The sequence below is a fragment of the Mesorhizobium sp. RSR565B genome, from assembly GCF_054719465.1.
In genome coordinates, this window is record NZ_JBTTIE010000001.1 from 1,999,843 (window position 1) to 2,023,423 (window position 23,581).

Annotated in this window: 28 protein-coding genes; 6 read left to right on the forward strand and 22 right to left on the reverse strand. The window is 63.5% G+C overall.

Annotated features, from left to right (window positions below):
• The first annotated feature begins 8 nt into the window (after window positions 1-8).
• Entirely contained in the window at window positions 9-1,055 is a 1,047-nt protein-coding gene (locus ACYG9R_RS09540) for an NAD(P)-dependent alcohol dehydrogenase (protein WP_023700456.1), read from the forward strand.
• A gap of 2 nt (window positions 1,056-1,057) precedes the next feature.
• Entirely contained in the window at window positions 1,058-2,152 is a 1,095-nt protein-coding gene (locus ACYG9R_RS09545; protein WP_023700457.1) for an ABC transporter ATP-binding protein, read from the forward strand.
• A 54-nt stretch (window positions 2,153-2,206) separates the two neighbouring features.
• Here ACYG9R_RS09545 and ACYG9R_RS09550 read toward each other — a convergent pair whose 3' ends face one another.
• The 10 genes from ACYG9R_RS09550 to ACYG9R_RS09595 form a co-directional block, all read right to left on the reverse strand.
• Entirely contained in the window at window positions 2,207-3,793 is a 1,587-nt protein-coding gene (locus ACYG9R_RS09550; RefSeq protein ID WP_023823952.1) for an FGGY-family carbohydrate kinase, read from the reverse strand.
• A 135-nt stretch (window positions 3,794-3,928) separates the two neighbouring features.
• Window positions 3,929-4,588: an HAD family hydrolase gene (locus tag ACYG9R_RS09555; protein WP_023729776.1), complete on the reverse strand. Its 660-nt coding sequence runs from the start codon at window positions 4,586-4,588 to the stop codon at window positions 3,929-3,931.
• A gap of 11 nt (window positions 4,589-4,599) precedes the next feature.
• On the reverse strand, window positions 4,600-6,078 hold the full coding sequence (locus ACYG9R_RS09560; protein WP_023823953.1) for a mannitol dehydrogenase family protein: 1,479 nt from the start codon (window positions 6,076-6,078) through the stop codon (window positions 4,600-4,602).
• A gap of 46 nt (window positions 6,079-6,124) precedes the next feature.
• Window positions 6,125-6,895, reverse strand: coding sequence for an L-iditol 2-dehydrogenase (locus ACYG9R_RS09565; RefSeq protein WP_023823954.1), 771 nt, complete (start codon window positions 6,893-6,895; stop codon window positions 6,125-6,127).
• Window positions 6,892-7,896 (reverse strand): ABC transporter ATP-binding protein, encoded by a 1,005-nt coding sequence (locus tag ACYG9R_RS09570; RefSeq protein WP_023689168.1) that lies wholly within the window; start codon window positions 7,894-7,896, stop codon window positions 6,892-6,894. The genes ACYG9R_RS09565 and ACYG9R_RS09570 overlap by 4 nt, the downstream gene beginning before the upstream one ends.
• 50 nt (window positions 7,897-7,946) lie before the next feature.
• Window positions 7,947-8,771: a carbohydrate ABC transporter permease gene (locus ACYG9R_RS09575; RefSeq protein WP_023671250.1), complete on the reverse strand. Its 825-nt coding sequence runs from the start codon at window positions 8,769-8,771 to the stop codon at window positions 7,947-7,949.
• A gap of 11 nt (window positions 8,772-8,782) precedes the next feature.
• Complete coding sequence (locus ACYG9R_RS09580; protein ID WP_023711367.1) at window positions 8,783-9,655, reverse strand: carbohydrate ABC transporter permease; 873 nt, start codon at window positions 9,653-9,655, stop codon at window positions 8,783-8,785.
• A 122-nt stretch (window positions 9,656-9,777) separates the two neighbouring features.
• Window positions 9,778-11,088 (reverse strand): ABC transporter substrate-binding protein, encoded by a 1,311-nt coding sequence (locus tag ACYG9R_RS09585; RefSeq protein WP_023823955.1) that lies wholly within the window; start codon window positions 11,086-11,088, stop codon window positions 9,778-9,780.
• Between the two features lie 242 nt (window positions 11,089-11,330).
• Window positions 11,331-11,672 (reverse strand): hypothetical protein, encoded by a 342-nt coding sequence (locus ACYG9R_RS09590; RefSeq protein WP_155923262.1) that lies wholly within the window; start codon window positions 11,670-11,672, stop codon window positions 11,331-11,333.
• A gap of 112 nt (window positions 11,673-11,784) precedes the next feature.
• On the reverse strand, window positions 11,785-12,693 hold the full coding sequence (locus ACYG9R_RS09595) for a LysR substrate-binding domain-containing protein (RefSeq protein WP_023671245.1): 909 nt from the start codon (window positions 12,691-12,693) through the stop codon (window positions 11,785-11,787).
• Window positions 12,694-12,803: 110 nt separating this feature from the next.
• Between ACYG9R_RS09595 and ACYG9R_RS09600 the strand changes: the two genes are divergently transcribed.
• Window positions 12,804-12,989, forward strand: coding sequence for a hypothetical protein (locus tag ACYG9R_RS09600; RefSeq protein ID WP_023732685.1), 186 nt, complete (start codon window positions 12,804-12,806; stop codon window positions 12,987-12,989).
• A gap of 22 nt (window positions 12,990-13,011) precedes the next feature.
• On the opposite strand, the gene ACYG9R_RS09605 is transcribed toward ACYG9R_RS09600, so the two are convergent.
• A complete protein-coding gene (locus ACYG9R_RS09605) occupies window positions 13,012-13,971 on the reverse strand; it encodes a sugar-binding transcriptional regulator (RefSeq protein WP_023689163.1) in 960 nt (319 codons plus the stop codon).
• A 219-nt stretch (window positions 13,972-14,190) separates the two neighbouring features.
• Between ACYG9R_RS09605 and ACYG9R_RS09610 the strand changes: the two genes are divergently transcribed.
• The gene (locus ACYG9R_RS09610; protein ID WP_023671242.1) at window positions 14,191-14,823 is read left to right on the forward strand and encodes an HAD family hydrolase; all 633 of its coding nucleotides are present in this window, start codon (window positions 14,191-14,193) and stop codon (window positions 14,821-14,823) included.
• A gap of 81 nt (window positions 14,824-14,904) precedes the next feature.
• On the opposite strand, the gene ACYG9R_RS09615 is transcribed toward ACYG9R_RS09610, so the two are convergent.
• The 8 genes from ACYG9R_RS09615 to ureC all read right to left on the reverse strand — a co-directional run bounded on the left by ACYG9R_RS09615 (window position 14,905) and on the right by ureC (window position 21,190).
• Window positions 14,905-15,672, reverse strand: coding sequence for a class II aldolase and adducin N-terminal domain-containing protein (locus tag ACYG9R_RS09615; RefSeq protein WP_023683596.1), 768 nt, complete (start codon window positions 15,670-15,672; stop codon window positions 14,905-14,907).
• A gap of 126 nt (window positions 15,673-15,798) precedes the next feature.
• On the reverse strand, window positions 15,799-16,431 hold the full coding sequence (gene ureG, locus ACYG9R_RS09620) for an urease accessory protein UreG (RefSeq protein WP_023671240.1): 633 nt from the start codon (window positions 16,429-16,431) through the stop codon (window positions 15,799-15,801).
• A gap of 13 nt (window positions 16,432-16,444) precedes the next feature.
• A complete protein-coding gene (locus ACYG9R_RS09625) occupies window positions 16,445-16,885 on the reverse strand; it encodes a DUF3995 domain-containing protein (RefSeq protein WP_023683597.1) in 441 nt (146 codons plus the stop codon).
• Window positions 16,882-17,553, reverse strand: coding sequence for an urease accessory protein UreF (locus tag ACYG9R_RS09630; RefSeq protein ID WP_023683598.1), 672 nt, complete (start codon window positions 17,551-17,553; stop codon window positions 16,882-16,884). The genes ACYG9R_RS09625 and ACYG9R_RS09630 overlap by 4 nt, the downstream gene beginning before the upstream one ends.
• Window positions 17,546-18,148: an urease accessory protein UreE gene (ureE, locus tag ACYG9R_RS09635; RefSeq protein WP_023683599.1), complete on the reverse strand. Its 603-nt coding sequence runs from the start codon at window positions 18,146-18,148 to the stop codon at window positions 17,546-17,548. The genes ACYG9R_RS09630 and ureE overlap by 8 nt, the downstream gene beginning before the upstream one ends.
• Entirely contained in the window at window positions 18,145-18,750 is a 606-nt protein-coding gene (locus ACYG9R_RS09640) for a glutathione S-transferase family protein (protein ID WP_023683600.1), read from the reverse strand. The genes ureE and ACYG9R_RS09640 overlap by 4 nt, the downstream gene beginning before the upstream one ends.
• Before the next feature lie 42 nt (window positions 18,751-18,792).
• Complete coding sequence (locus tag ACYG9R_RS09645) at window positions 18,793-19,386, reverse strand: hypothetical protein (RefSeq protein ID WP_023683601.1); 594 nt, start codon at window positions 19,384-19,386, stop codon at window positions 18,793-18,795.
• 91 nt (window positions 19,387-19,477) lie between these two features.
• The gene (gene ureC / locus ACYG9R_RS09650; RefSeq protein WP_031193890.1) at window positions 19,478-21,190 is read right to left on the reverse strand and encodes an urease subunit alpha; all 1,713 of its coding nucleotides are present in this window, start codon (window positions 21,188-21,190) and stop codon (window positions 19,478-19,480) included.
• Window positions 21,191-21,370: 180 nt separating this feature from the next.
• Between ureC and ACYG9R_RS09655 the strand changes: the two genes are divergently transcribed.
• Both ACYG9R_RS09655 and ACYG9R_RS09660 read left to right on the forward strand, forming a co-directional pair.
• The gene (locus ACYG9R_RS09655; RefSeq protein ID WP_023671233.1) at window positions 21,371-21,733 is read left to right on the forward strand and encodes a hypothetical protein; all 363 of its coding nucleotides are present in this window, start codon (window positions 21,371-21,373) and stop codon (window positions 21,731-21,733) included.
• Window positions 21,734-21,856: 123 nt separating this feature from the next.
• Window positions 21,857-22,354: a hypothetical protein gene (locus ACYG9R_RS09660; RefSeq protein WP_023671232.1), complete on the forward strand. Its 498-nt coding sequence runs from the start codon at window positions 21,857-21,859 to the stop codon at window positions 22,352-22,354.
• A 26-nt stretch (window positions 22,355-22,380) separates the two neighbouring features.
• Here the strand turns inward: ACYG9R_RS09660 and ACYG9R_RS09665 are convergent, their stop codons facing one another.
• From ACYG9R_RS09665 to ACYG9R_RS09675, 3 genes are read right to left on the reverse strand one after another with little or no spacing between them, the layout of a single operon-like run.
• On the reverse strand, window positions 22,381-22,686 hold the full coding sequence (locus tag ACYG9R_RS09665; protein WP_023671231.1) for an urease subunit beta: 306 nt from the start codon (window positions 22,684-22,686) through the stop codon (window positions 22,381-22,383).
• 8 nt (window positions 22,687-22,694) lie between these two features.
• The gene (locus ACYG9R_RS09670; protein ID WP_023671230.1) at window positions 22,695-23,288 is read right to left on the reverse strand and encodes a HupE/UreJ family protein; all 594 of its coding nucleotides are present in this window, start codon (window positions 23,286-23,288) and stop codon (window positions 22,695-22,697) included.
• Window positions 23,289-23,317: 29 nt separating this feature from the next.
• On the reverse strand, window positions 23,318-23,572 hold the full coding sequence (locus ACYG9R_RS09675; RefSeq protein ID WP_023671229.1) for a DUF1272 domain-containing protein: 255 nt from the start codon (window positions 23,570-23,572) through the stop codon (window positions 23,318-23,320).
• Window positions 23,573-23,581 lie beyond the last annotated feature (9 nt).

The window sequence follows — 23,581 nt, forward strand, 5'->3', positions numbered from 1 at the left end:
ACTTACCTATGCGGGCACTGGTGCTTGAGAAAAAAGGCGAACTGTCGCTGCGCGAGATCGCGCTGCCGCTCGACGTCGGACCGGGCGATGTCAAGATCGCCATCCACACGGTCGGCGTCTGCGGCAGCGACGTGCACTATTACACCCATGGCGCCATCGGCAGCTATGTCGTGCGGGCCCCGATGGTGCTCGGCCACGAAGCCGCGGGAACGATCGTCGAGATCGGCGCCAATGTCGGCACGCTGAAGGTCGGCGACCGCGTCTGCATGGAGCCGGGCGTGCCGAACCTGTCGTCGCGCGCGACCAGGCTCGGCATCTACAATGTCGACCCTGACGTCTCCTTCTGGGCGACGCCGCCTGTGCATGGCGTGCTGGCGCCCTATGCCGTGCACCCGGCCGCCTTCACCTACAGACTGCCGGACAATGTCACCTTCGCCGAAGGCGCGATGGTCGAACCCTTTGCCATCGGCATGCAGGCGGCGCGCCGCGCCCGCATCGTGCCTGGCGACGTCGCCGTCGTCGTCGGCTGCGGCCCGATCGGCATCATGATCGCGCTGGCGGCGCTGGCCGGCGGCTGCTCGAAGGTGCTGATCTCCGATTTTTCCGCACCCAAGCTCAAGATTGCCGCGCAATATCCCGGCATCGTGCCGGTCAATATAGGTGAGCAATCGCTGGTCGACGCAGTCTCCGCCGCGACCGACAATTGGGGCGCGGATATCGTGTTCGAGGCGAGCGGCAGCCCGAAGGCATTCTCCGACCTGTTCGATGTCGTGCGGCCGGGCGGCGCGGTGGTGCTGGTCGGACTGCCGGTCGAACCGGTCAGCCTCAACGTTCCGGCGGCGATCTCCAAGGAAGTGCGCATCGAGACGGTGTTCCGTTACGCCAACATCTTCGACCGCGCGCTGCAGCTGATCGCCTCGGGGAAGGTCGACCTCAAGCCGCTGATCACCGGCACTTATGATTTCTCGGACAGCATCGAGGCCTTCGAGCGGGCGGCGCAAGGCAAGCCGCAAGACGTCAAGCTGCAAATCCTTCTTACCGGCGAGAAGGGCTGACCATGTCCGCGATCGTTTGCTCCCATGTCGACAAGGCTTACGGCGCCACTACCGTCATTCGAGACCTCAATCTCTCGATCGAGGAGCACGAATTCGTCGTATTCCTCGGCCCGTCCGGCTGCGGCAAGTCGACCTTGCTCAGGATGCTGGCCGGACTGGAGGATATCAGCGGCGGGGAAGTGTCGATCGGCGGCAAAGTGGTCAACGATCTCGAGCCCGGCGAGCGCGGCATTGCCATGGTTTTCCAGAACTATGCGCTCTACCCGCATATGACGATCTTCGACAATATCGCCTTTGGGCTCAAGCGACAGAAAGTGCCCCCGGCCGAGATCCGGAAGCGGGTCGAGGCGGTGGCAACGACGCTCGGCCTCGAACCTTACCTCGCCCGCAAGCCGACCGAACTTTCCGGCGGCCAGCAGCAGCGCGTGGCGATTGCGCGCGCCATGATCAAGACGCCGAAAGTGTTCCTGTTCGACGAGCCGCTGTCGAATCTCGACGCCAAACTTCGCAACCATATGCGGGTCGAAATCGCCCGCCTGCACCAGTCGCTGAAGACCACTACCGTCTATGTCACCCACGACCAGCTCGAAGCGATGACGCTGGCCGACCGGATAGTGCTGCTCAGGGATGGCGTCATCGAACAGATCGGCTCGCCTGCGGAGATCTATCGCCAGCCGGGCAATCTGTTCGTCGCCGGCTTCATCGGTACGCCGAACATGAATTTCATCGACGTGGCCGTCGGGCGGAAGGACGAACGCTGGACGCTGACAGGCGGCGGCTCGACCTTCTTCATAGAAGGCCTGGGCTTCGATCTGCGCGGCGTCCATCGCGCCGTGCTTGGAATCCGACCGCCGGACCTGAAGACCGCCGGTGCTCAGAGCATCAATCTTCTGCAAGGCACCGCCGACCTCATCGAGTTCCACGGCAATGACGCGCTGGTGACGTTCGCCTGCGGCGGCAAGGAGGTCGGCGCGTTGGTATCGGCCCGCGAATGCCCGGCGTTGCGCGCGCCTGTGCGCTACACATTCGAGGAGGAGAGCGTGCATCTGTTCGACGCGGCGACCGGCGCATCCTTGCGCCGGCGAGAGGAGGCCTAGATTTGGTACGCAATTCCGGACGGAAAACCGTTTCACGCTTTTCCTGGAATTGCTCTAGTTGATGGCGTCGAGCGCCTGCCGCTGGCGGTGCATTTCGAGGAAGATCCTGTAGTCGCGGTCGAAGCGGCCTGACGCGGTCGGGTTCGAGGTGCGCGCCCTGCCGCCTTGCTGCATGGCGACGCAGGCGGCATTCAGGTCCGGGAACAGGCCAGCGGCAGTGGCGGCGACCATGCCGGTGCCGAGCAGAACGGCTTCGTCGGCCAGCGGCTCGATCACCGCGCAGCCGGTGGCGTCGGCATAGAGCTCCATCAGCAACGGGTTCTTGGTGTGGCCGCCGGTGACATGCAGCGTGTCTATGAGATAGCCGTTCTCGTTCAGCGCCTCCAGCACATGGCGCACGCCGAGCGCGATGCCGACGGCGGTGCGCCAATACAGCTTGCACAGACTGTCGAAGGAGGAATCCAGCGTCAGCCCGCTGACCACACCGACCGCATGCGGATCGGCAAGCGGCGAGCGGTTGCCATGGAAATCCGGCAGCACATGCAGCCTTGCCGCCAGCTTGTCACCTTCGGTGCTGCGCAGTTCGGCGACGCGCCTGGCGATTTTTGCATGCATGGCCGCGTCCGGCTCGCCGCCGGCGCCGTGCCAGCGGATGATATGGTCGAGCAGCGCACCGGTCGCCGACTGGCCGCCTTCCGACAGCCAGAGTTTTGGCAGTGCGGCGCCATAGTATGGACCCCAGACGCCGGCGAAAGGCTGCGGGTCGGGCGACATCGCCATGACGCAGGACGAGGTGCCGGCGATCAATGCCAGATGGCGGCCGATATTCTGCTCGTCGCCAGCAAAGCCGCCGAGCACGCCAAGCGCGCCGGCATAGGCATCGATGACGCCGGCGCCGACCCGACAGTTTTCGCTCAAGCCCAACTCCGCCGCCGCTTCAGGGGTGAGCGTGCCGATGTCTGCGCCGACAGCACTTGCCTTCTCCGGCAGGCTGCCGTGTTCGAACAGATCGCCAAGCCCGACCCTGTCGAAGAAGTCACGGCGCCAGCCGGTTTCCTCATGCGCCAGATAGGTCCATTTGGCGGTCAGCGTGCATTGCGAGCGCGCCAGCGACCCGGTCGCCTTCCAGGTCAGGAAATCGGTGAGGTCGAATAGGTAGCCGGCTTCATGCCAAGTTCCCGGCAGATTGCGCTTCAGCCACATCAGCTTCGGCGTCGCCATTTCCGGCGACATGACGCCACCGATATAGTCGAGTACGGCGTGGCCGCTATCGGTGCATTCATCTGCCTCGGCGATGGCGCGATGGTCGAGCCAGACGATGGTGTCCCAGCGCCGTTCGCCCGTCACCGAGACGCTGAGCTGGCCGGCATTCCTGTCCAGCACCACCAGCGAGCAGGTGGCGTCGAACGACATGCCGACAATATCGTCGGCTGACACACCGGCCTTTTCGCGCGCGGCACGCACCGCGATGCAGACCGCCGACCAGATATCCTGCGAATTGTGCTCGGCGTGATCGGCCTTCGGCTGGTTCATGACGATCGGATGCTCGGCGCGTCCGAGCAAGGTGCCTGACGTATCGAGAATGCCCGCGCGGGCGCTCCCGGTGCCGACATCGACCGCGCAAACGAAGCTTTTCGTCAAGATGCCTTTACTCTCGCTCCCTAGAGCCGGATGATTTCAGGTCTGTTCGACCCGAAATCTGAATCCGTCTCTAAATCAAAGAAGTAGAGCATGATGTCGTTCCGAAAACCGATTCACACTTTTCGGCATCATGCTCTAGCCTGCAATCAGATCGGGCAATTGCAGCATGTCCGCGAATATAAAGTCCGGTTCACTCGACGCAAGCCGCGCTTTCAAGGCCGGGTTGCCGGCGTGCGAACCGCCGGTGAAAGCAAAGACGCGCATGCCGGCCGCACGCGCCGCTGCGATGCCGGCAGGGCTGTCCTCGATTACGATGCAATTACCGGGATGCGCGCCCATGGCGGCGGCGGCATGGAGAAAAAGATCCGGCGCCGGCTTGCCGCGCGCGACCATGGCGGCACTGAACAGATGCGGCTCGAGCAGGCCGAGCAGACCGGTGACGTCGAGCGCGTAGCGTATCCGGTCGAGCGTGCCGGAGGAAGCGACGCAGCAGGGTACGCCCAGCCTCGGCAGGATGTCGCTGATGCCGGGAATCGGCTTCAACTCCTCGCGGAATTTGCGCATCAGTTCGACGCGCATGTCGGTCAGATGCACGTCGGTGATGTCGATGGTGAAATCGCGAAGAAGTATCTCGCGCACGCTCTTCATGCTCTTGCCTAGGAAATGCTCGTAGGCGGTATCTTCGCTGACCGAGCCCCCGGCGGCAGAGATCATGCCGAGCAGAGCCGAAACCGACAGCGCCTCGCTGTCGACCAGCACGCCGTCACAGTCGAAGATGACCAGTTCGGGCGTCATTGCGGCTGGCGTCAGAGCTTGCCGGAGATGTAGCGCGTCAGCGTCGCGCGCGTGCCATTCGCCCACAAGACGTTGAGCGCATGGGCAAAGGCCTCGGCGAACGGCGCCGAGCGGCCGACACCGCCATAGATATCCTCCATCGCAAGCCAGGCACCGGGCTTATCCTTCGCCGCCTTCGCGCTTGCCTGCAGCCGGTCCCAACTCGGGTCGTTGGCCTCTATGACCGCGCCGCTGTCTGTGGTGCCGAAACAGTAGCGGCACCACAGCGCGGACTCGAGCGCCAGACCCGCGACGCCTTTGCCGGCCTTCAGCCGGTCGGCAATGGTCGGGATGATGAATTTCGGCTGCCGGTTGGAACCGTCGAGGCAAAGCCGACGGATGGTGTCGCCGATCTTCGGGTTGGAAAAGCGGTGCTCGATGAGCTGGTAATAATCCTCCAGCACGGTGTCCGGCACCGGCGGCACCGTCGGGATGATCTCGTCATGCTCGAGCTTGGCGAGGAAGCCGCGCACCAGCGGCTCCTGCATCGCCTCATGGACGAAATGGATGTCCATCAACCCTGCGGGATAAGCGATCGTGGCATGACCGCCATTGAGGATGCGGATCTTCATCAGCTCATAGGGCGCGACATCCCTCACGAATTGCACACCGACCTTTTCCAGCGGCGGGCGGCCGTCGGTGAAACGGTCTTCCAGCACCCATTGCCTGAACGGCTCGCAGAACACCGGCCAGTTGTCCTCGAGGCCGAACTCGGTGGCGAGAATGCCGCGCTCGCGGTCGGAGGTGGCGGGGGTGATGCGGTCGACCATGCCGTTGGGAAAGGCGACATTGTCGCTGACCCAGTTTGCCAGATCCTCATCGATCAGCCGGGCCAGCCCAATGACGCCATCCGAGGTGACATGGCCATTGTGAGGGATGTTGTCGCAGGACATGACGGTGAACGGCACGATGCCGTCGGCCCGGCGGCGCATCAGGCCCGCAAGGATGAGGCCGAACACCGTCTTCGGCGTCGTGCCTGCCTGTGCGTCGGCGACGATGTCGGGGTGGGTCGGGTTGAACTTGCCGGAGGCCGGATCGATGAAATAACCGCCTTCCGTGATGGTCAGCGAGACGATCTTGATCGCCGGATCGGCGAGCTGGTCGATGATGGCATCGGCATCGCCGGGCGTCAGGAAGTCGATCATGACGCCGGTGACGCGGGCGCTCATATGGTCGGAATCCTGCTCGACCACGGTGGTCAGCCAGTCCTGCTCCTGCAGCTTGGAACGGCCGATTTTTTCGCCCTCGAAGACCCCGGCGCCGACCAGCGCCCAGTCATGGCCGATGCCTGAATTGAAGAGATCGTCGAGGTAGACCGCCTGATGCGAGCGATGGAAATTGCCGACGCCGAAATGGACGATACCGGGTTTGAGCCTGGAGCGATCATATCTGGGACCGGCGACCTTGGCGGGGAGTTCCGAGAGGATCGAGGAGGAGAGTTTCACGGTCATTTTTTTACCCTTTTGGCCGGGCTGCGGCCTTCGTGATCCCGGCCCATCAACTCATCCATTGGCCGCCATCGACATTGTAGGTCTGGGCGACGATGTATTCGGCGTCGTCGCTGGCCAGGAATACCGCCATGCCGGTCAGGTCCTCCGGCTTGCCCATGCGGCCATAGGGCACGCCCTCACCGACCAGCCGCCTCTTCTCGCCTTTCGGCCGGTTCTCATATTTGGCGAACAGCGCATCGACCTCATCCCACATATCGCTGTCGACGACGCCGGGCGCGATGCCATTGACGTTGATGCGGTGCTTGATCAGATCGAGCCCGGCGGACTGGGTCAGCGAAATCACCGCGGCCTTGGTGGCGCAATAGACGGCGACCAGCGGCTCGCCGCGGCGTCCTGCCTGGCTGGCGATGTTGATGATCTTGCCGCCCTTGCCCCTTGCGATCATCGAACGCGCCGCTGCCTGCAGCATGAACAAGGTGCCGCCGACGTTGACGGAGAACAGGCTGTCGTAGCTTGCTTTGGTGATCTCGACGATCGGCGCCAGGTCGAACAAGGCAGCGTTGTTGATCAGTATGTCGAGGCCGCCGGTCTTTGTTTCGACCGCCTTGACCGCCGCCTGGATCGAAGCGAGGTCGCTGACGTCGAGCCTGACCGGATAGGCGTCGGCGCCAATCTCGGCGGCCGTCTTTTCGGCAGCCGCCAGATTGATATCGGCAATGGCCACCGTGGCGCCCTCGCGCGTATAGGCTTCGGCAAAAGCCCTGCCGATGCCGCGCGCGGATCCGGTGATCAGCGCCGATTTGCCTTTCAGTCTCACTGCGTCAGCGCCTTTCCGTCGGGGCCGAAGCGATGCATGCGGACCTTGTCCGGCGTCAAATAGATGGTGTCGCCGTGGCGTACGGCCAGTTCGCCATCGGCGCGTACCGTCAGCGGACCGACGCCGTCGGCCTGGACATGCAGGAAGGTGTCGGAGCCCAGATGCTCGGCGACGCCGACAAGGGCTTTCCAGTCACCCGCGGTGGTCGATATCCCCATATGCTCAGGACGAATGCCGATGGTCTTGGCGTTGTATTTGGCCGCCGGCGCACCTTCGATCAGGTTCATTTTCGGCGAACCGATGAAGCCCGCCACGAACAGGTTCTTCGGCGACTTGTAGAGTTCCATCGGCGAGCCGACCTGTTCGATGTTGCCGGCGTTGAGCACGACGATTTTGTCGGCCATGGTCATGGCTTCGATCTGGTCGTGGGTGACGTAGACCATCGTCGTCTTGAGCTGATGGTGCAGCTCGCTGATTTCGAGCCGCATGGTGCCGCGCAGTGCGGCATCGAGGTTGGACAGCGGCTCGTCGAACAGGAATGCCGAGGGCTGGCGCACGATGGCGCGGCCGATGGCGACGCGTTGCCGCTGGCCGCCGGAGAGCTGGCCGGGCCGGCGTTCGAGATAGTTGGTGAGGTTGAGGACCCGGGCTGCGTCCTTCACCTTCTTGTCGATCGTCGCCACATCCTCGCCCGCCATCTTCAGCGGGAAGCCGATGTTCTTGGCCACCGTCATATGCGGATAGAGCGCATAAGACTGGAATACCATGGCCAGCTTGCGCTTGGCCGGCGCCTCGCCGGTGACGTCACGGCCATCGATGTTGATGGTGCCCCCGCTGGTGTCCTCGAGCCCGGCGATAAGGCGCAGCAACGTGGACTTGCCGCAACCCGACGGCCCGACGAAGACAACGAACTCGCCATTCTCGATGACCAGGTCGAGGCCTGGAATGATGACCGTCGATCCGAAATGCTTGGAGACGTTCTTGAGCGTGATGTTTCCCATGGTTTCCTCCCCGAGGGGTTATTTGGCCGGATTGCTTCAGGCAACGTCCGTTATTTTACCGCGCCGAATGTCAGGCCGCGCACCAGCTGCTTCTGGCTGAACCAGCCCATGATCAGGATGGGGGCGATGGCCAGCGTCGAGGCCGCCGAAAGCTTGGCCCAGAACAGGCCTTGCGGGCTTGAGAACGAACTGATGAAGGCCGTCAGCGGCGCCGCCTCGGTGGTGGTCAGGCGGATGGTCCAGAACGCTTCGTTCCACGCCAGGATGATGTTGAGCAGCATGGTCGATGCGATGCCCGGCACGGCCATGGGGGTCAGCACATAGACGATCTCGCCCCACAGGGTGGCGCCGTCCATGCGTGCCGCCTCCAGGATTTCGCCGGGGATTTCGCGGAAGTAGGTGTAGAGCATCCAGATCACGATGGGCAGGTTGATCAGCATCAGCATGATCATCAGGCCGATGCGGCTGTCGAGCAGTCCGGCATCGCGGAAGATGAGGTAGATCGGGAACAGCACGGCAACCGCCGGCATCATCTTGGTCGAGAGCATCCACATCAGGATGTCCTTGGTCCACTTGCCCGGCGAGAAGGCCATCGACCAGGCGGCCGGAACCGCGACTATCAGGGCCAGGATGGTCGAGCCGACCGAGAGCAGCACCGAGTTGAAGAAGAACTTGAAGTAGCCGCTCTGCGCCTGGACCTCGGTATAGCTCTCGAACGTCCCCGACGGGATCAGCGCGAAGCCCTGGATGGCCTCCTGCTCCGACTTGAACGAGGTGATGATCGTGTAGAGGATCGGGAAGAAGATCAGCAGCGCGACGATCCAGGCGGCGCCTGTCGCAATGACCTTGTGTTGGGTGGTGACTGCACGTGCCATCGTATCCTCCCTTACTTGTCCAGGTTCTTGCCCACCGCGCGCATGGCGAAGAAGGCGACGATGTTGGCGAGAATGACGGCGATGACACCGCCGGCCGATGCCTGGCCGATTTTGAACTCCAGCAATGCCTTCTGGTAGACGAGGAAGGGCAGGTTGGTGGAGGCATAGCCGGGTCCGCCATTGGTGGTGACCAGGATCTCGGCATAGACCGACAGCAGGAAGATGGTCTGGATCAGGATGACGACGGTGATGGCGCGCGACATGTGCGGCAGCGTCAGATAGATGAAGCGGCTGACGAAGCCGGCGCCGTCCATCTCGGCGGCTTCCTTCTGCTCGCCGTCGAGCGACTGCAATGCGGTCAGCAGGATCAGCGTGGCGAAGGGAAGCCATTGCCAGGCGACGATGATGATGATGGCCAGCATCGGATGCTGCCCGAACCAGTCGATCGGTTGAGCCCCGAAGAAGCGCGCAATGTCGGCAAAGACGCCGTATTGCGGGTGCATGATCATGTTCTTCCAGACAAGTGCAGCCACCGGCGGCATGACGAAGAACGGAGAGATGACGAGGATGCGGACGATCCCCTGTCCCCACATCGGCTGATCGATCAACAGCGCCAGCATGATGCCGCCGATCACGGTGATCAGCAGCACGCTGCCGACCAGGACGAGCGTGTTCAGGATCGATTGCAGGAATGCCGGGTTGGAATAGAACAGCGAGTAGTTCGAGAACCAGACGAAGCCGTCGCGGATCGGGTTCAGCGGATTGTATTGCTGGAAGGAGAACCAAAAGGTGATGACCAGCGGCACGATCATCCAGACGAACAGCAACACGACGGACGGCGCCATCATGAAGCGGGCAAGCGAACGGGTCTGCTGAGTAGCCATGACGGTCACCCTTCACTAGTCGGACTGAATTTTCACAGCGGGGAAAAAGCGGCCGCCCGAACTGGGACTCGGGCGGCCATCGCCGGTCAGGAGGCGACCGGCGTTCGGCACCGGGAGGAGCCTTACTTGATATAACCGCCTTCGGTCATGGTCGCCGTGGCGGCGTCCTGCGCCTGCTTGAGCGCGTCGTCTACGCTGGTCTGGCCGGCGAGCGCCGCCGAGAACAGCTGGCCAACGGTTGTGCCGAGGCCCTGGAACTCAGGAATGGCGACGAACTGCACACCGACATAGGGCACCGGCTTGACCGTCGGATGCGCCGGATCGGCGGCATTGATCGAGTCCAGCGTCATCTTGGCGAACGGGGCCGCCTTCTGGTACTCGGGATTGGCGTAGAGCGAGGAACGCGTTCCCGGAGGAACGTTGGCCCAGCCTTCCTTGGAAGCGACCAGTTCGGCATAGTGCTTGCTCGTCGCCCATGAGACGAACTTCTGGGCGGATTCCGCCTTCTGCGTGCCTGCGGGGATCGCCAGCGACCATGCCCAGAGCCAGTTGGCGCGCTTGCCGAGGCCATTGTCCGGCGCCAAAGCATAACCGACCTTGTCGGCCACCTTCGAGGCCTTCGGATCCGAGACGAAGGACGCCGCCACGGTGGCGTCGATCCACATGCCGCACTTGCCTTGCTGGAACAGAGCCAGATTCTCGTTGAAGCCGTTGGACGAAGCGCCTTCCGGACCGTCGGCCTTCATCAGGTCGACATAGAACTGCAGTGTGTTCTTCCATTCCGGCTGGTCGAACTGCGGCTTCCAGTTCTCGTCGAACCAGCGGGCGCCAAACGAGTTGGACATGGCCGTCAGGAACGCCGTGTTCTCGCCCCAGCCGGCCTTGCCGCGCAGGCATACGCCGTTCACGCCATTGGCGCGGTCGGTCATCTTGTCGGCGGCCTGCTTAATGAAGTCCCAGGTCGGGGCATCGGGCATGGTCAGCCCGGCCTTCTCGATCAGGTCCTTGCGGTACATGACGAACGAGCTTTCGCCGTAGAAGGGCGCGGCATAGAGCTTGCCGTCGACCGACAGGCCGCCGGCGATGGCCGGGATGATGTCCTTGGCGTCATAGTCGTCGCCGAGCTTGTCGAGCGGCAACAGCCAGTTCTGCTTGGCCCAGATCGGAACCTCGTAGGTGCCGATGGTCATAACGTCATACTGGCCGCCCTTGGTGGCGATGTCGGTGGTGACGCGCTCGCGCAGCACGTTCTCTTCGAGCGTGACCCAGTTGAGCGTGACGTCGGGGTTAGCCTTGGTGAAGTCGTCGGTCAGCTTCTGCATGCGGACCATGTCGCCATTGTTGACGGTGGCGATGGTGATGGATTCGGCATGCGCGGCAAAAGCGAAAGCGCTGGCCGACAACAAGCCCAAAGTGAGCGTGCGCAGTTTCATCAAATTCCTCCCATGAACCAAGATGAGCATTTGCCTTGGTAATGGGCAATTACTCACTTGGCATAAATTATGTCAAGCCAGATTCGATGCTGCAGCGCAGCACGCAAGGCGGAGCGCGGCGTTGCGCGCGTAGAGGATATTGAATGGATTTGGGAAGCTGTTTGCACGGGATGTGAGAGCGGGTTGATGCCGACCCATCGCAACCCAATCATGGCGCCAAGGGAGCGATAGGGCCCAGCCCGTCAACCGTGGGACGGGTAGCTTCCGACGGAATATTCGAAAACCCTGCCGTCGCGTGTTTGCTTGGCTCTGGTCAGCACTTCCGTCACCTGGATCCAGCTGGGCTCGTCCTTGCGCAGCCTAACTTCCCGGCCGATTGCCTTCACGGCAGCTTGAAACGGCGTAAATGCTTCGATCACCTGCGTCGTGCGCACGGTGTTGTTTTCGATTTCTTCGACGCGATAGACTTTCATCAGCCGGCTGATCGACCCTGTTTCAATCTGTAGACGATTGATCCTGCTCAATTGGGTCGTCACAAGCACAAGCCTATGCCGGGCGAGTGATATCGACAGCGTTTTTGTCAAGCTTGGTTAACCGGGTGGCCCGATCGCAGCTGTTTGTCCGCGAAAGCGAGCATTCGTCGCGGATCCATGGCTCGCTTTGCATCTCGGAAATCAATCCGCGAGTCGCTCGCCCTCAGGCGCAGGCGATCTCGGCCAGGATCCAGTCCCGGAAGGCTTTTATCTTCGGCACGTTGCGACGCGCCGTCGGGTAGACCAGCCAATAGGCGTGGCCGTCGTCGCCGACCAGGTCGAAGGGCTGGATCAGGCGGCCGGCGGCGAGCTCGGTCTTGAACAATGCGGTGGTCAGGATCGCCACACCATGGCCGGCGATGGCCGCGTTCGCCTCATAGGCCTGCGCGCCCATGCTGGTGCCGGTGCGCCTGGCAAGTTCGTCCGCCGGGACGCCGGCAAGGGCGAACCATTCCCGCCACCAGATGTCGCCGGGATCGAGAATGGGCAGCTTGAACAGGTCGGCGGGTTCGTGGACGCCACCTATGGTGGCAGCGAGTGCCGGGCTCAGCACCGGGGTGAAATCGGCCTTGAACAAAAGATGGGTCTCCACTCCAGGCCACTTGCCGCTGCCGGAGCGGATAGCGATGTCCATGTCCTCGCGGGCAAAATCGATCACCCTGTTCGAGGTATCGACGCGCACCGCCAGCGACGGATGCGCGACCTGGAAGGAGCCGAGGTGCTGCGCCAGCCAGTTCGAGGCAAAGGTCAGCAGCGTCGAGACGCACAGCACACCATCGGCGCCCCCACGCGCGGCGGAATAGGCGCTTGAGAGCAGGCTGAACGCCTCGCTGACGGCGGGCGCCAGGCGCTGGCCGGGTTCGGTCAGCACAATCTGGCGCGGCTGGCGCAGGAACAGCGGCGAACCGATGCGCTCTTCCAGAAGCTTGATCTGATAGCTGGCGGCGGCCTGCGTCATGCCGAGTTCCTGCGCGGCCTTGGTGAAGGAGAGATGCCGCGCGACGGCTTCGAACACTCTGATGGCCTGCAGCGGCGGCAACTGGGCGAGCTGTGGTGCCTTGAGATCGGGCATAAGCCCTCCTTATGGGTCTTGATCGACGTTTGATTGGAAGCCGGAGCCGATCAGACTGATATTTGGTGTCGAGGAACAATCCAGTTCAAGCATAGCGGAGGCTGAAGATCATGACCACGGTACAGGAAAAGCTGCATTCGGCCCCGGCGCGGAGCTGGTTTTCCGTGCTGGCGCACGAATTTTCCCTGCTGGTACGCCGCCGCCGCAGCTATGTCGACGTCAGGGAATTGTCGCCGCATCTGCAGCGCGACATGGGTTTCCTCGATGGAAATGATGTTTGCGGACGGCACAAATAGCAGTGCCGATTTTATCACCAGATCAGGCGCCGTCGAGTAGGGCCGTGGCGGTCCGCTCGTCGGTGATGAGGCCATTGACCAGCCGGCGGTTCACAGCGGCCAGGATGCCCGGCAATTTGCGCTCGCCCATGGCGAGCGCAATGACCAGCGACTTTTCGCGTGACGGCAAGGCTGCCGACGATACCCGGTCGTTGGTGATGCCCTCGATCATGCGGCCTTCCCGATCGAACACCCAGCCGACGATCTCGGCGACGCCGCCAGCCTTTTGCAACGCCTTCAGCTCGCTTTCCGAGATAAAACCGTCCTCGTAGAGCGGCGCCTTCGGGCCGAGATCGCCGATGCCGACAAAGGTCACGTCGGCTTCCGCGGCCAGCGCCAGCGTCGGTTGGATCATCGGCTGGGCAAGCAGCATCTCGCGCTCTTCCGGCGACGAGGCGATGACCGGCAGCGGCATCGGGAACGAGCGCGCCTTGACCCGGTCGGCCATGGTGAAGATGACGTTGTAGAAGGCGGCCGAACCGTCGGGCGAGATGTTGCCGGTCAAGGACACAACCTTGTGCTGCGAGCATTCCATCGGCGGCAATTGCTCGATCGCCGCCTTCAGCGTGCGGCCGGTGCCGATGGCCAAGACGATGGGCGTCGGTGACCGCAGCCGCCGCTCGATCTCGGCCGCGGCCGCCTCGGCAATGCCGATCGTGGTCGAGGATGAGGTTGGATCGCTCGGCACCACTTCGACGAGGTCGAGCGCGAAGCGTGACTTCAGTCTAGCTGCGAGATCAAGGCAATTGGCGATCGGGTGATCGACGCGAACCTTGATCAGCCCCTCCGACACCGCCAGCGACACCAGCCGCTGCGCCGTCTGCCGGGAAATGCCGAGCGTGGCGGCGATCTGGTCCTGGGTGTTGCCGGCAACATAATAAAGCCAGCCGGCGCGCGCTGCCTCGTCCAGCCTGCTGCTGCCGCCGTCTTGCCGCGAATTCAAAATGTGCCTCCAGCCCTGCCCCTTTGCCCGCCCTTAGGCGAAGCGTCATAGTCTTGCAGGGAATGTGTCGGCGCGCAATTGTCTATCGGCAGGGCAATTGCTTGCTGCTTCGATCCGGCCGCCGCGCGGCAACCAACCCAGCGAAAATCGCCAGCGGACGGGCTCGGCGGTTTATCTCCTGATACAAACGCTTTAAGGGGATCGGCAAAGGAGCCTCGCATGACGCCGAAAGCGGTTTTCTGGGATATGGACGGCACGCTGGTCGACAGCGAGCCGCTGCATGAGGCGGCCTTGGTGGCGGCGCTGCGCAGCGTCGGTATCACGCCGCCGGCCGACCTGCATGAGCGGGTGCTGGGCGTCGCCGCCGCACCGGTCTACGAGATGCTGCGCAGCGAGTTCGGCCTCGACCTGCCCTTCGACGACTGGATCGTGCGCAAATACGATCACTACATGCCGATGGCCGAGACGCTGAAGCCGCGCCCCGGCGCGATCGAAGTGTTCAACGAATTGCGCGCGCTCGGCGTGCAGCAGGCGGTGGTGTCCAATTCCGACCGGGTGATCGTCGATGCAAATCTGAGCGCCGTCGGCCTGATCTATCCCGGCATGCGCACGATCAGCCGAAACGACGTGCGCGAAGGCAAGCCGCATCCCGAACCGTTCCTGCGCGCCGCATGGCTGGCCGGCGTCGATCCTTCAGACGCGGTGGCCGTCGACGACAGCGTTACCGGCGCCACATCAGGCCTGGCCGCGGGGATGCGGACGATCTTCTGGCCGGAAGCGCCGATGGCAGGACCGAAGGGCGCTGTCGTGATCAACAGTGCGGAAGAGTTGCGGGCTCAGTTGGGACTCTGAGTGAGCCTATGAACGTCGGCGCTGCCCCTCATCCCCCTGGCGGGACCTTCTCCCCGTGAACGGGGAGAAGGGTGAACTCATTCAGCTGCGGTACACCGGCTCTTCGTCGTCGAGGATCGCCTTCAGCTCGGCGAGGTGACGCTCCGCCTGGCCGGGATAGTCGTCCATTTCGCTGGCGGCCTTTTCGGCAATGGCGTCGGACAGCGTGCGCAGCGGACGGCCGGTCCACAGCGCCTTGATGTAGGTCTCGGCGGCGCGTTCGAAATAGAACATGCGGTTGAAGGCGTCGGCGACGGTGTCGCCGATGACCATGACGCCGTGATTGCCCATCACCATCACCTTGACCTTAGGGTCGGTGAGCAGTTGCGAGCAGCGCTCGCCCTCTTCCTCGAAGGCCAGCCCGCCATAATGGGCGTCGACGACGTGGCGGTTGAAGAACATGGCCGAGTTCTGATCGATCGGCGGCAGGGTCGAGTCGGCCAGCGATGCAAGCACGGTGGCATGAATGGAATGCACATGCATGGTGCAGCGCGCATGCGGCACGTTGCGGTGAATGGCGCCGTGCAGGCCCCAGGCGGTAGGGTCAGGGGCGTTGGGACTGGTCAGCGTCTCGGGATCGTTGGCGTCGATCAGCAAAAGGTCGCTCGCCTTGATGCGCGAGAAATGCACCTGGTTGGGGTTCATCAGGAATTTGCTGCCGTCCTCGTTGACCGACAGCGAGAAGTGGTTGGCCACCGCCTCATGCATGTTGAGCCGCGCCGTCCAGCGGAAGGCGGCGGCAAGGTCGACGCGCTCCTCATAATAGGGCAGGTTGGTCAGCGTTTCCTTTTGCAGGCGGGCGATGCTCATCCGAAAACCTCCGTTTTTAAGAGAATGCCGCGCTCGGCCGTGGCCAGCAACCGCAAACTGCTGGGGCAGGCTGTCTTCGCATTGTCCGTTGTCCCAAAACCGCTACGCACTTTTGGGCGACATGCATTACGCCGCCGAGCGGGCCGACTGCAGCCCGCCATGTTCGACGATGAAGTCGATGACTTCCTGCAGGCCCTTGCCGCGCGACAGGTCGGTGAAACCGAACGGGCGCTTGCCGCGCATGCGGGCGGCATCGCTCTCCATGACATCGAGGTTGACGTTCACATAGGGCGCCAGATCGCTCTTGTTGATGACCAGGAAATCGGAACGGGTGATCGCCGGCCCGCCCTTCCTGGGGATTTCCTCGCCCTGGCAGACCGAGATGACATAGAGGGTCAGGTCGGCGAGGTCGGGCGAGAAGGTGGCGGCAAGATTGTCGCCGCCGGATTCGATGAAGACGATGTCGAGGTCGGGGAATTTCCTGTTCAGTCCGGCGATCGCCTGCAAATTGATCGAGGCGTCCTCACGGATGGCGGTGTGCGGGCAGCCGCCGGTCTCCACGCCGACGATGCGGTCCTCAGGCAGCGCCTGCAGGCGGGCCAGCATCATGGCGTCTTCCTTGGTGTAGATGTCGTTGGTGACGACGGCGATGGAGAAATCGTCGCGCAGCGCCTTGCAGAGCTTCTCGGTGAGCGTCGTCTTGCCGGAGCCGACGGGACCGCCGATGCCGATACGCAGGGGACCGTTGGCCTGAGTCATAGCGAAAAATCCGTCATGCCGAAAACTCCGTGATGGCGAGGATGGCGAAGCTGAGCCCGATCAACAGGCAGAGCGGCGAATAGAAGCTGACATCGAGCCGCGCAAAAGGCTGTTCCGGCGCCAGACGGCGCCACCACGGCGTGAAGCCGGCAATGCCGCGGCCGAGGAAGACCAGCCCTATGAGCAGCGCTGTGGCGGCAAGGCCTTCCCTTGGAAAGGGGGTGGCGAAGACCCCGGTCAGCGCCAGCGGCCACAGGGTTGCGAGGCACAGGCACGCGGCAACGGCGAGACAGGCAAACGGCGTCGGCATCTCGTCGACGCCGCGAAAGCCGACGACGGCGTGGGCGCAGGAGACGCCGTCCCTGCCCGGCCAGATGCCGCCAAGGCCCCAATAGACATGCAGCGCGGTGATCAGCAGCAGGACGGCCGAGAGGGCGAAGGCGAGGACGATCATGAGCGGAACAGCCTGGAATACTGCGTCTCGTGCTTCATCGCCATGATGTCGGAGATGAAGGCGCAGCCGCCGAGATCGTCCAATGTCGAGCCGGCGGCGCGCGCGGCCGTCGACAGCGCCAACGGCTCGAAGCCGGCGAGCAAGGCCATAGCGTCCGTCTGGCCGACGATTCCGAGTCGGATCGCCGCCTGGACGAGGTTGGAGAAGAAGGCCTGCAGGAAGGCCGACATCGCGTCCTGAAGCGCGATGCCGTTGCCGCCGGCAACGGCGCCGACGGCGACACAGTAGGCGCATTCGGCCGGCAGGCGGCCCAACACCGGATTCGCCCAAGCCGCTGCCGCTTTCAGGAAGGCGGCGCCTTGCAGCATGGTTTCGGTGTGACGCTCACGCGAGCCGGCCAGCGCTTCGGCGAGATCGGCAATTTCATGGAGATCGCCGCCGTCGCGGGCGCGGCGCCAGGCTTCCGTGAAGAGCACGGCGTCGTTCCAGCCCGAGCCCATCTCGACCAGCGTCTCCAGCCAGAAGGCGAGGCTGGCGGTATCGGCAACCAGCCCGTCTTGCCCGGCGCGTTCGAGGCCATGGCTGTAGGCAAAGCCGCCGACCGGAAAGGCCGGCGACAGCCACGCCATGAGCCGCAGCAAAGCGATGCCGGATGGCTGGTCAGTCATGATCGTGATGGTGCCCGTCATGGGAATGGCTGTGCGAATGCGACTCGCTGTGTGCGTGGGAACGTCCATCATGGGAATGCGCTTCGGCGTGCGCATGCGCATGGCCATGATCGTGACCATGCGCACCTTGGGCGGAATAGGCGCCGCGCACCGGCTTGAACGGTTCGGAGACTTCGCGGACCGTGGCGCCCAGCCCTTCCAGCATAGCCTTGATGACATGGTCGCGCAGGATCAGGATGCGGCCGGGCTCGATCGCTGCCGCCAGATGGCGGTTGCCGATATGCCAGGCAAGCTCCGTCAGATGCACCGCATCGCGGGCGCGGATATCATAGACCTCTTCGGGTGCCGCGGTGATCTCGACCTGGCCGCCATCCTCCAGCACCAGCCGGTCGCCATCGTTCAAGGTCACGGGCTCGGGCAGATCGACCAGCACCTTGCTGCCGTCGGCAAGCTCAATGGCGCGGCGGCGCAAATGACGCTCGTCATGGGGCAGGACGGCACGGCCGGATGGCGGCGTAGTTCCGGCAGTGCCGGCAGGCACCACCGAGACGGCCCGGGGGAACTTGGTGAAGTCGGTGTTCAGGTTGAGTTTCATCGCATGGCTCCACCGTTAGCCTGGGCTCTCGCACGGGCAGGCCGCGCCAGGACGCGGTCGAAATACGCGTTGACGCGCTCGGATTCGATCGGAAATTTTCCGGCGCGGGCCCAGCCGCCCATGTCGCCCAACAGCACGTCGACGGCGGAAAACCGGTCGCCCAGCGCAAACTCCCGATCCCCCAGCCGGCCGTCGAGCGCCTTGGCCTCCGAGGCGAAATCGTAGGCGGCGGCGGGGCCGACATCGACCCGCACGTCCTTCGGCAACAGGAAGCGGTGGCGCAGCTTGTTCCACAGCGGCGCTTCGAACTCGGACTGGGCAAAATGCATCCAGGAATCCATTTCGGCGCGTCCGGCCACACCTGGATTGGCGCCCATGCCTTTGTCGGCGTGCTTGTCGGCGAGATAGACGCAGATTGCCGCCGAATCAGTCACCGTCAGTTCGCCATCGATCAGGATCGGCACCTTGCCCGACGGGTTGAGCGCATAGGCTTCGGGCGAACGCAATTTGACCTCGACGAATTCATAGGGCTGCCCGAGTTCCTCGAGCATCCACAGAACGCGGCTGACGCGGGATCCACGCGATCCGATGGCCTTGTACATGGTTGAACCCTCTTTCCTGCGACCCTAAACCATAGCCACTGTTCAGACGATGGTGTCGAAGAGCCGCAGGATGAACGATATCTGATAGATCAGCGTGCCGGCGACGAATGCGATGTGGAAGCGGCGGTCACGCACCAGTATGGCGGCGATGCACAACACCACGAAAACCGGCGTTCGGAACAGATATTCATTGCCGTAGCGGGCGAAATGCTCGGGACCCTTCAGCAGCGTGTCGACGACGTCGAGCAGATAGGTCGTCGCCAGCAGGCCGAAGAACCAGCCACGGCGTGAATAGAAGAAATCCTCGTAGCTGGTGTAGTCGAGCATCGAATCCGGAAACAGCAGCGCGCACAGCAGGAACAGCGTGATGGCGTAGAAGATCAGGAACAGGTACTTGCCGAAAGTCCAGACCTCTATGGTGTAGAGGCCGAACTCCCACCACCAGAAATGCACCAGCAGCAACAGCATGGAGGCGACCCAGCCGAGGTGCACGGGATAGAGCCTGTACTGGCCGGGATGCTGGACGATTCGCGCCACCCCCGACAGCAGGCGAGCGACGCCAAGTCCGATCACCATGCCCATGACGATGCGGATATGCGGGAAGATGTCGTGGGCGGAGGCTATTTCGGTGACCATGACCTGCTACGCGGTTCTTTGAGCCGCATATTGCGGTGGGACCGACCGGGTCGCAACGGAATTTGCCGGGTCGATCAAATCGCCCCTCGCCTCAAAACAGGAAATACCGCTGCGCCATCGGTAGCACGCTTGCCGGCTCGCAGGTCAGTAGCTCGCCATCGGCGCGCACCTCGTAAGTCTCCGGGTCGACTTCGACATGCGGCGTAGCGTCGTTGAGCACCATCGAATGCTTGCCGATGCCGCCACGGGTGTTTTCCACGGCCACGAACTGCTTGTCGACGCCGAGCCGGCCATGCAGGCCTGAGTCCAGAGCCGCCTTGGAAACGAACGTCACCGACGAGTTGGTCCTGGCCTTGCCATAGGCGCCGAACATCGGGCGGTAGTGCATCGGCTGCGGTGTCGGGATAGAGGCGTTTGGGTCGCCCATCGGGGCTGCGGCTATCATGCCGCCGATCAGCACCATGTCCGGTTTGACGCCGAAGAAGGCTGGGTTCCACAGCACCAGATCGGCGCGCTTGCCGACCGCGATCGAACCGATGTCCCTGGACAGGCCATGCGCGATGGCCGGGTTGATGGTGTATTTGGCGATGTAGCGGCGGACGCGGAAATTGTCGTTGTTGCCGGTCTCCTGCGGCAATGACCCGCGCTGGCGCTTCATCTTGTCGGCGGTCTGCCAGGTGCGGATCGCCACCTCGCCGACACGGCCCATGGCCTGCGAGTCCGACGAGATGATCGAGAAGGCGCCGATATCGTGCAGAATGTCTTCCGCCGCGATGGTCTCCTTGCGGATGCGGCTTTCGGCAAAGGCGATGTCTTCAGGGATCGACGGCGACAGATGGTGGCAGACCATCAGCATGTCGAGATGCTCGGCCAGCGTGTTGACGGTGTAGGGCCGGGTCGGGTTGGTCGAAGACGGAATGACGTTGGGCAAGCCGCAGACCTTGATGATATCGGGCGCATGGCCGCCGCCGGCACCCTCGGTGTGGAAGGCGTGGATGGTGCGGCCCTTGATGGCGGCGACGGTGTTCTCGACAAAGCCGGATTCGTTCAGCGTATCGGTGTGGATCATCACCTGCACGTCGTAATCGTCGGCAACCGACAGGCAGCAGTCGATGGCCGCCGGCGTCGTGCCCCAGTCCTCGTGCAGCTTCAGCGAGCAGGCGCCGCCCAGCACCATTTCCTCCAGCGCTGCCGGCAGCGAGGCGTTGCCCTTGCCGGACAGGCCGATGTTCATCGGGAAAGCGTCGAAGGACTGGATCATGCGCGCCATGTGCCAGGGTCCAGGCGTGCAGGTGGTGGCCAGCGTGCCATGCGCCGGGCCGGTGCCGCCGCCGAGCATGGTGGTGATGCCCGACATCAGCGCTTCGTCGATCTGCTGCGGGCAGATGAAGTGGATGTGCGCGTCGAAGCCGCCGGCGGTCAGGATCTTGCCCTCGCCCGCGATGATCTCTGTACCGGGGCCGATGACGATGGTGACGCCGTCCTGCGTGTCGGGATTGCCGGCCTTGCCGATCGCCGCGATGCGGCCGTCCCTGAGACCGATGTCGGCCTTGAAGATGCCGGCCGTGGCATCGACCACCAGCGCGTTGGTGATGACCGTGTCGACCGCGCCGCCGGCGCGCGACACCTGGCTCTGGCCCATGCCGTCGCGGATGACCTTGCCGCCGCCGAATTTCACCTCCTCGCCATGGACGGTGAGGTCCTTTTCGACCTCGATAAACAGCTCGGTGTCGGCCAAGCGCACTCTGTCGCCGACCGTCGCGCCATACATCTGCGCGTAGGCGGCGCGGGTAATTCTAGCCATCAGTCAATGCTCCCCAAACGAGAGGCCGGCCGCAGCCGAACTCCACATCGTCGCCATCCAATGGTCATGCAATGACCCGCCCGGCGACACCTTCTGATCCCATTTGGCCGTTGAGGTGGCCGTGCCACCCCAAACCGCCCGTTTGCCAAACCCTTGGCCAAATCGATGAAAGGAAAATACATGCGCAAAATCATCGTTCTTGCAGCCGCCGCCACGCTGGCCTCCGCAACCGTAGCCGGCGCCCAGCAGCAGCCCACGCCGCAACCGAAGCCGGCAGCGCCCAGCGCTCAGCCGGCGGCGCCGGCGATCCAGAAGGTCAACATCGTCGATATCAGCGAATTGCCCAAAGCCACCCAGACGCAGGTCAATCAGGTGATCGCCCAGCGTGGCGATGCCGGGCTGCAGAAACTGCGCTCTTCGATCGACGCGACGCCGCAGATCAAGTCGGCGCTCGAAGCCAAGGGGCTCACCTCGGCACAGGTGGTCGCCGCCAGCATGACCACCGATGGCGCGCTGACCCTTGTCACCAAGAAGGCAAGCTGAAAGAAGCGCTTGGCGGGCCGGCACCCGGCCCGCCAGCCCACAGGGAACCTTCGCCCGACAGGAGGCGTTTCGTCCCTTTGGCGCCGAACGGCGTTGCACAGAAAAGTCCACCAGGAGCGAGCAATGCCTGTCTTTGCCGACACCAGATGGCTCCAGAGCCTTGCTGCCTGCGCATTTCTCGCAGCTTTCGGCCCGCAAGCCGCGCAAGGTCTTGAAAGCGCTGACGCCGTCAACCGGGCCGACACCGTCAACAGGATCGTCGGCTCCGATGTCCGGCAGGAGGAGGCGCGGACGGAACCACAGACCAACAAGATCATCACCGCGATCGAGCGGACGCGTGAGAACATCGGCGCCGTGCGCAAGACGTCCAAGCTCGATACTGTGGATATCGTCTTCCTCACCGACGCGGCGCGCAGCGAAGGCGGCCCGCCGCCGGCCGTCGAGAGCAAGGTCGAACAGCATCAGGACGACATTGCGGAACTGCGCAAGGAGATCGACGCCAACGCCTTGCTGTTCAACGCCATCGATTCGCGGCGCGTGCTTACGGAAGACGTCCTTGCGGTGGAATTCGACGGCTCGGCAAGAATCGTCATCTACGCGGCGGCCAGGCCGTCGAACTGACCTCAGGGCGCTCGACCCCGTCGATCTCACAGCCTGCCCATGATCTTCTGCTGAAAACCGTAGACCTCGCGTTTTCCTCCGAACGGCACCAGCGTGACGTCCCGCTCTTGTCCCGGTTCGAAGCGCATCGCGGTGCCGGCGGCAATGTCCAGACGCATGCCGCGCGCTTTGTCGCGGTCGAATTTCAACCCCTCATTGGTCTCGAAGAAATGGTAGTGGCTGCCGACCTGGATCGGCCGGTCGCCGCTGTTGGCGACCTTCAGCGTCACCGTCGGCAGCCCCTTGTTGAGCTCGATGTCGCCGCTTGCGGTGATGATTTCGCCGGGAATCATCGTTAGCCTCACAAAACGCCGAAGACCAGGCCGCCGCCGACTGCAGCACAAGCGGCGCCAGCGGCGCGGGCAAGCCCGCGAAAGCGCATGCCGAGGCCAAGGCCGGCAGCGATGCCCATGGCATGGAGAAGTGCGGTGGCAACGGCAAAGCCGGCCATATAGTCAAGTCCACCGGCATTTTCCGGCACTTCGGTGCCGTGGGCATGGCCATGGAACAGCGCGAACAGGCCGATGATGGCGACTCCGGCCGAGACCGGCAGATCGACCGCCAACGCCACCAGCAAGCCAAGCGCGACGACGGAGGCAAGGATGCCCGGTTCGACGAAAGGCACCGGCACGTGGAGCATGCCGAGCGCGCCGCCGACCAGCATGACGCCGACAAAGGCCAGCGGCCAGGCCCAGATTGCCTTGCCGCCCTTGAGCGCCGCCCACAGGCCGACGGCTACCATGACGGTCATATGGTCGAGGCCGGACAGCGGATGCGCGAAGCCCGCCGCGAAGGACGAGGTCGTGCCGATGCCGACATGGGCATAGGCGGGCATCGCCGCCGCCAGCAGCAGGATCGCTGCAAGCGTGGTGCGTTTGGTTGAAGCAGAGATCATCGGTCTTCCCTTCGAAGTCACGAAAACAATCACGCAGCCTTGCGCGGGCCGCAGCCCTCGGCCTTGAGCACGCGTTGGGTCGAGGCCGGATATTTCACCAGTTTCTCCACTGGGCGGATCGGGCGTGCGGAAAAATTGCCGCCGCAGTTCGGGCAGACGCCGCCCAGCACATGTTCAGCGCAGTCAGCGCAGAAGGTGCATTCAAAGGTGCAGATCAGCGCGTCCGCCGCTTCCGGCGGCAGGTCCTTGTCGCAGCATTCGCAATTCGGTCGCAGCTCCAGCATCGTTTTCTC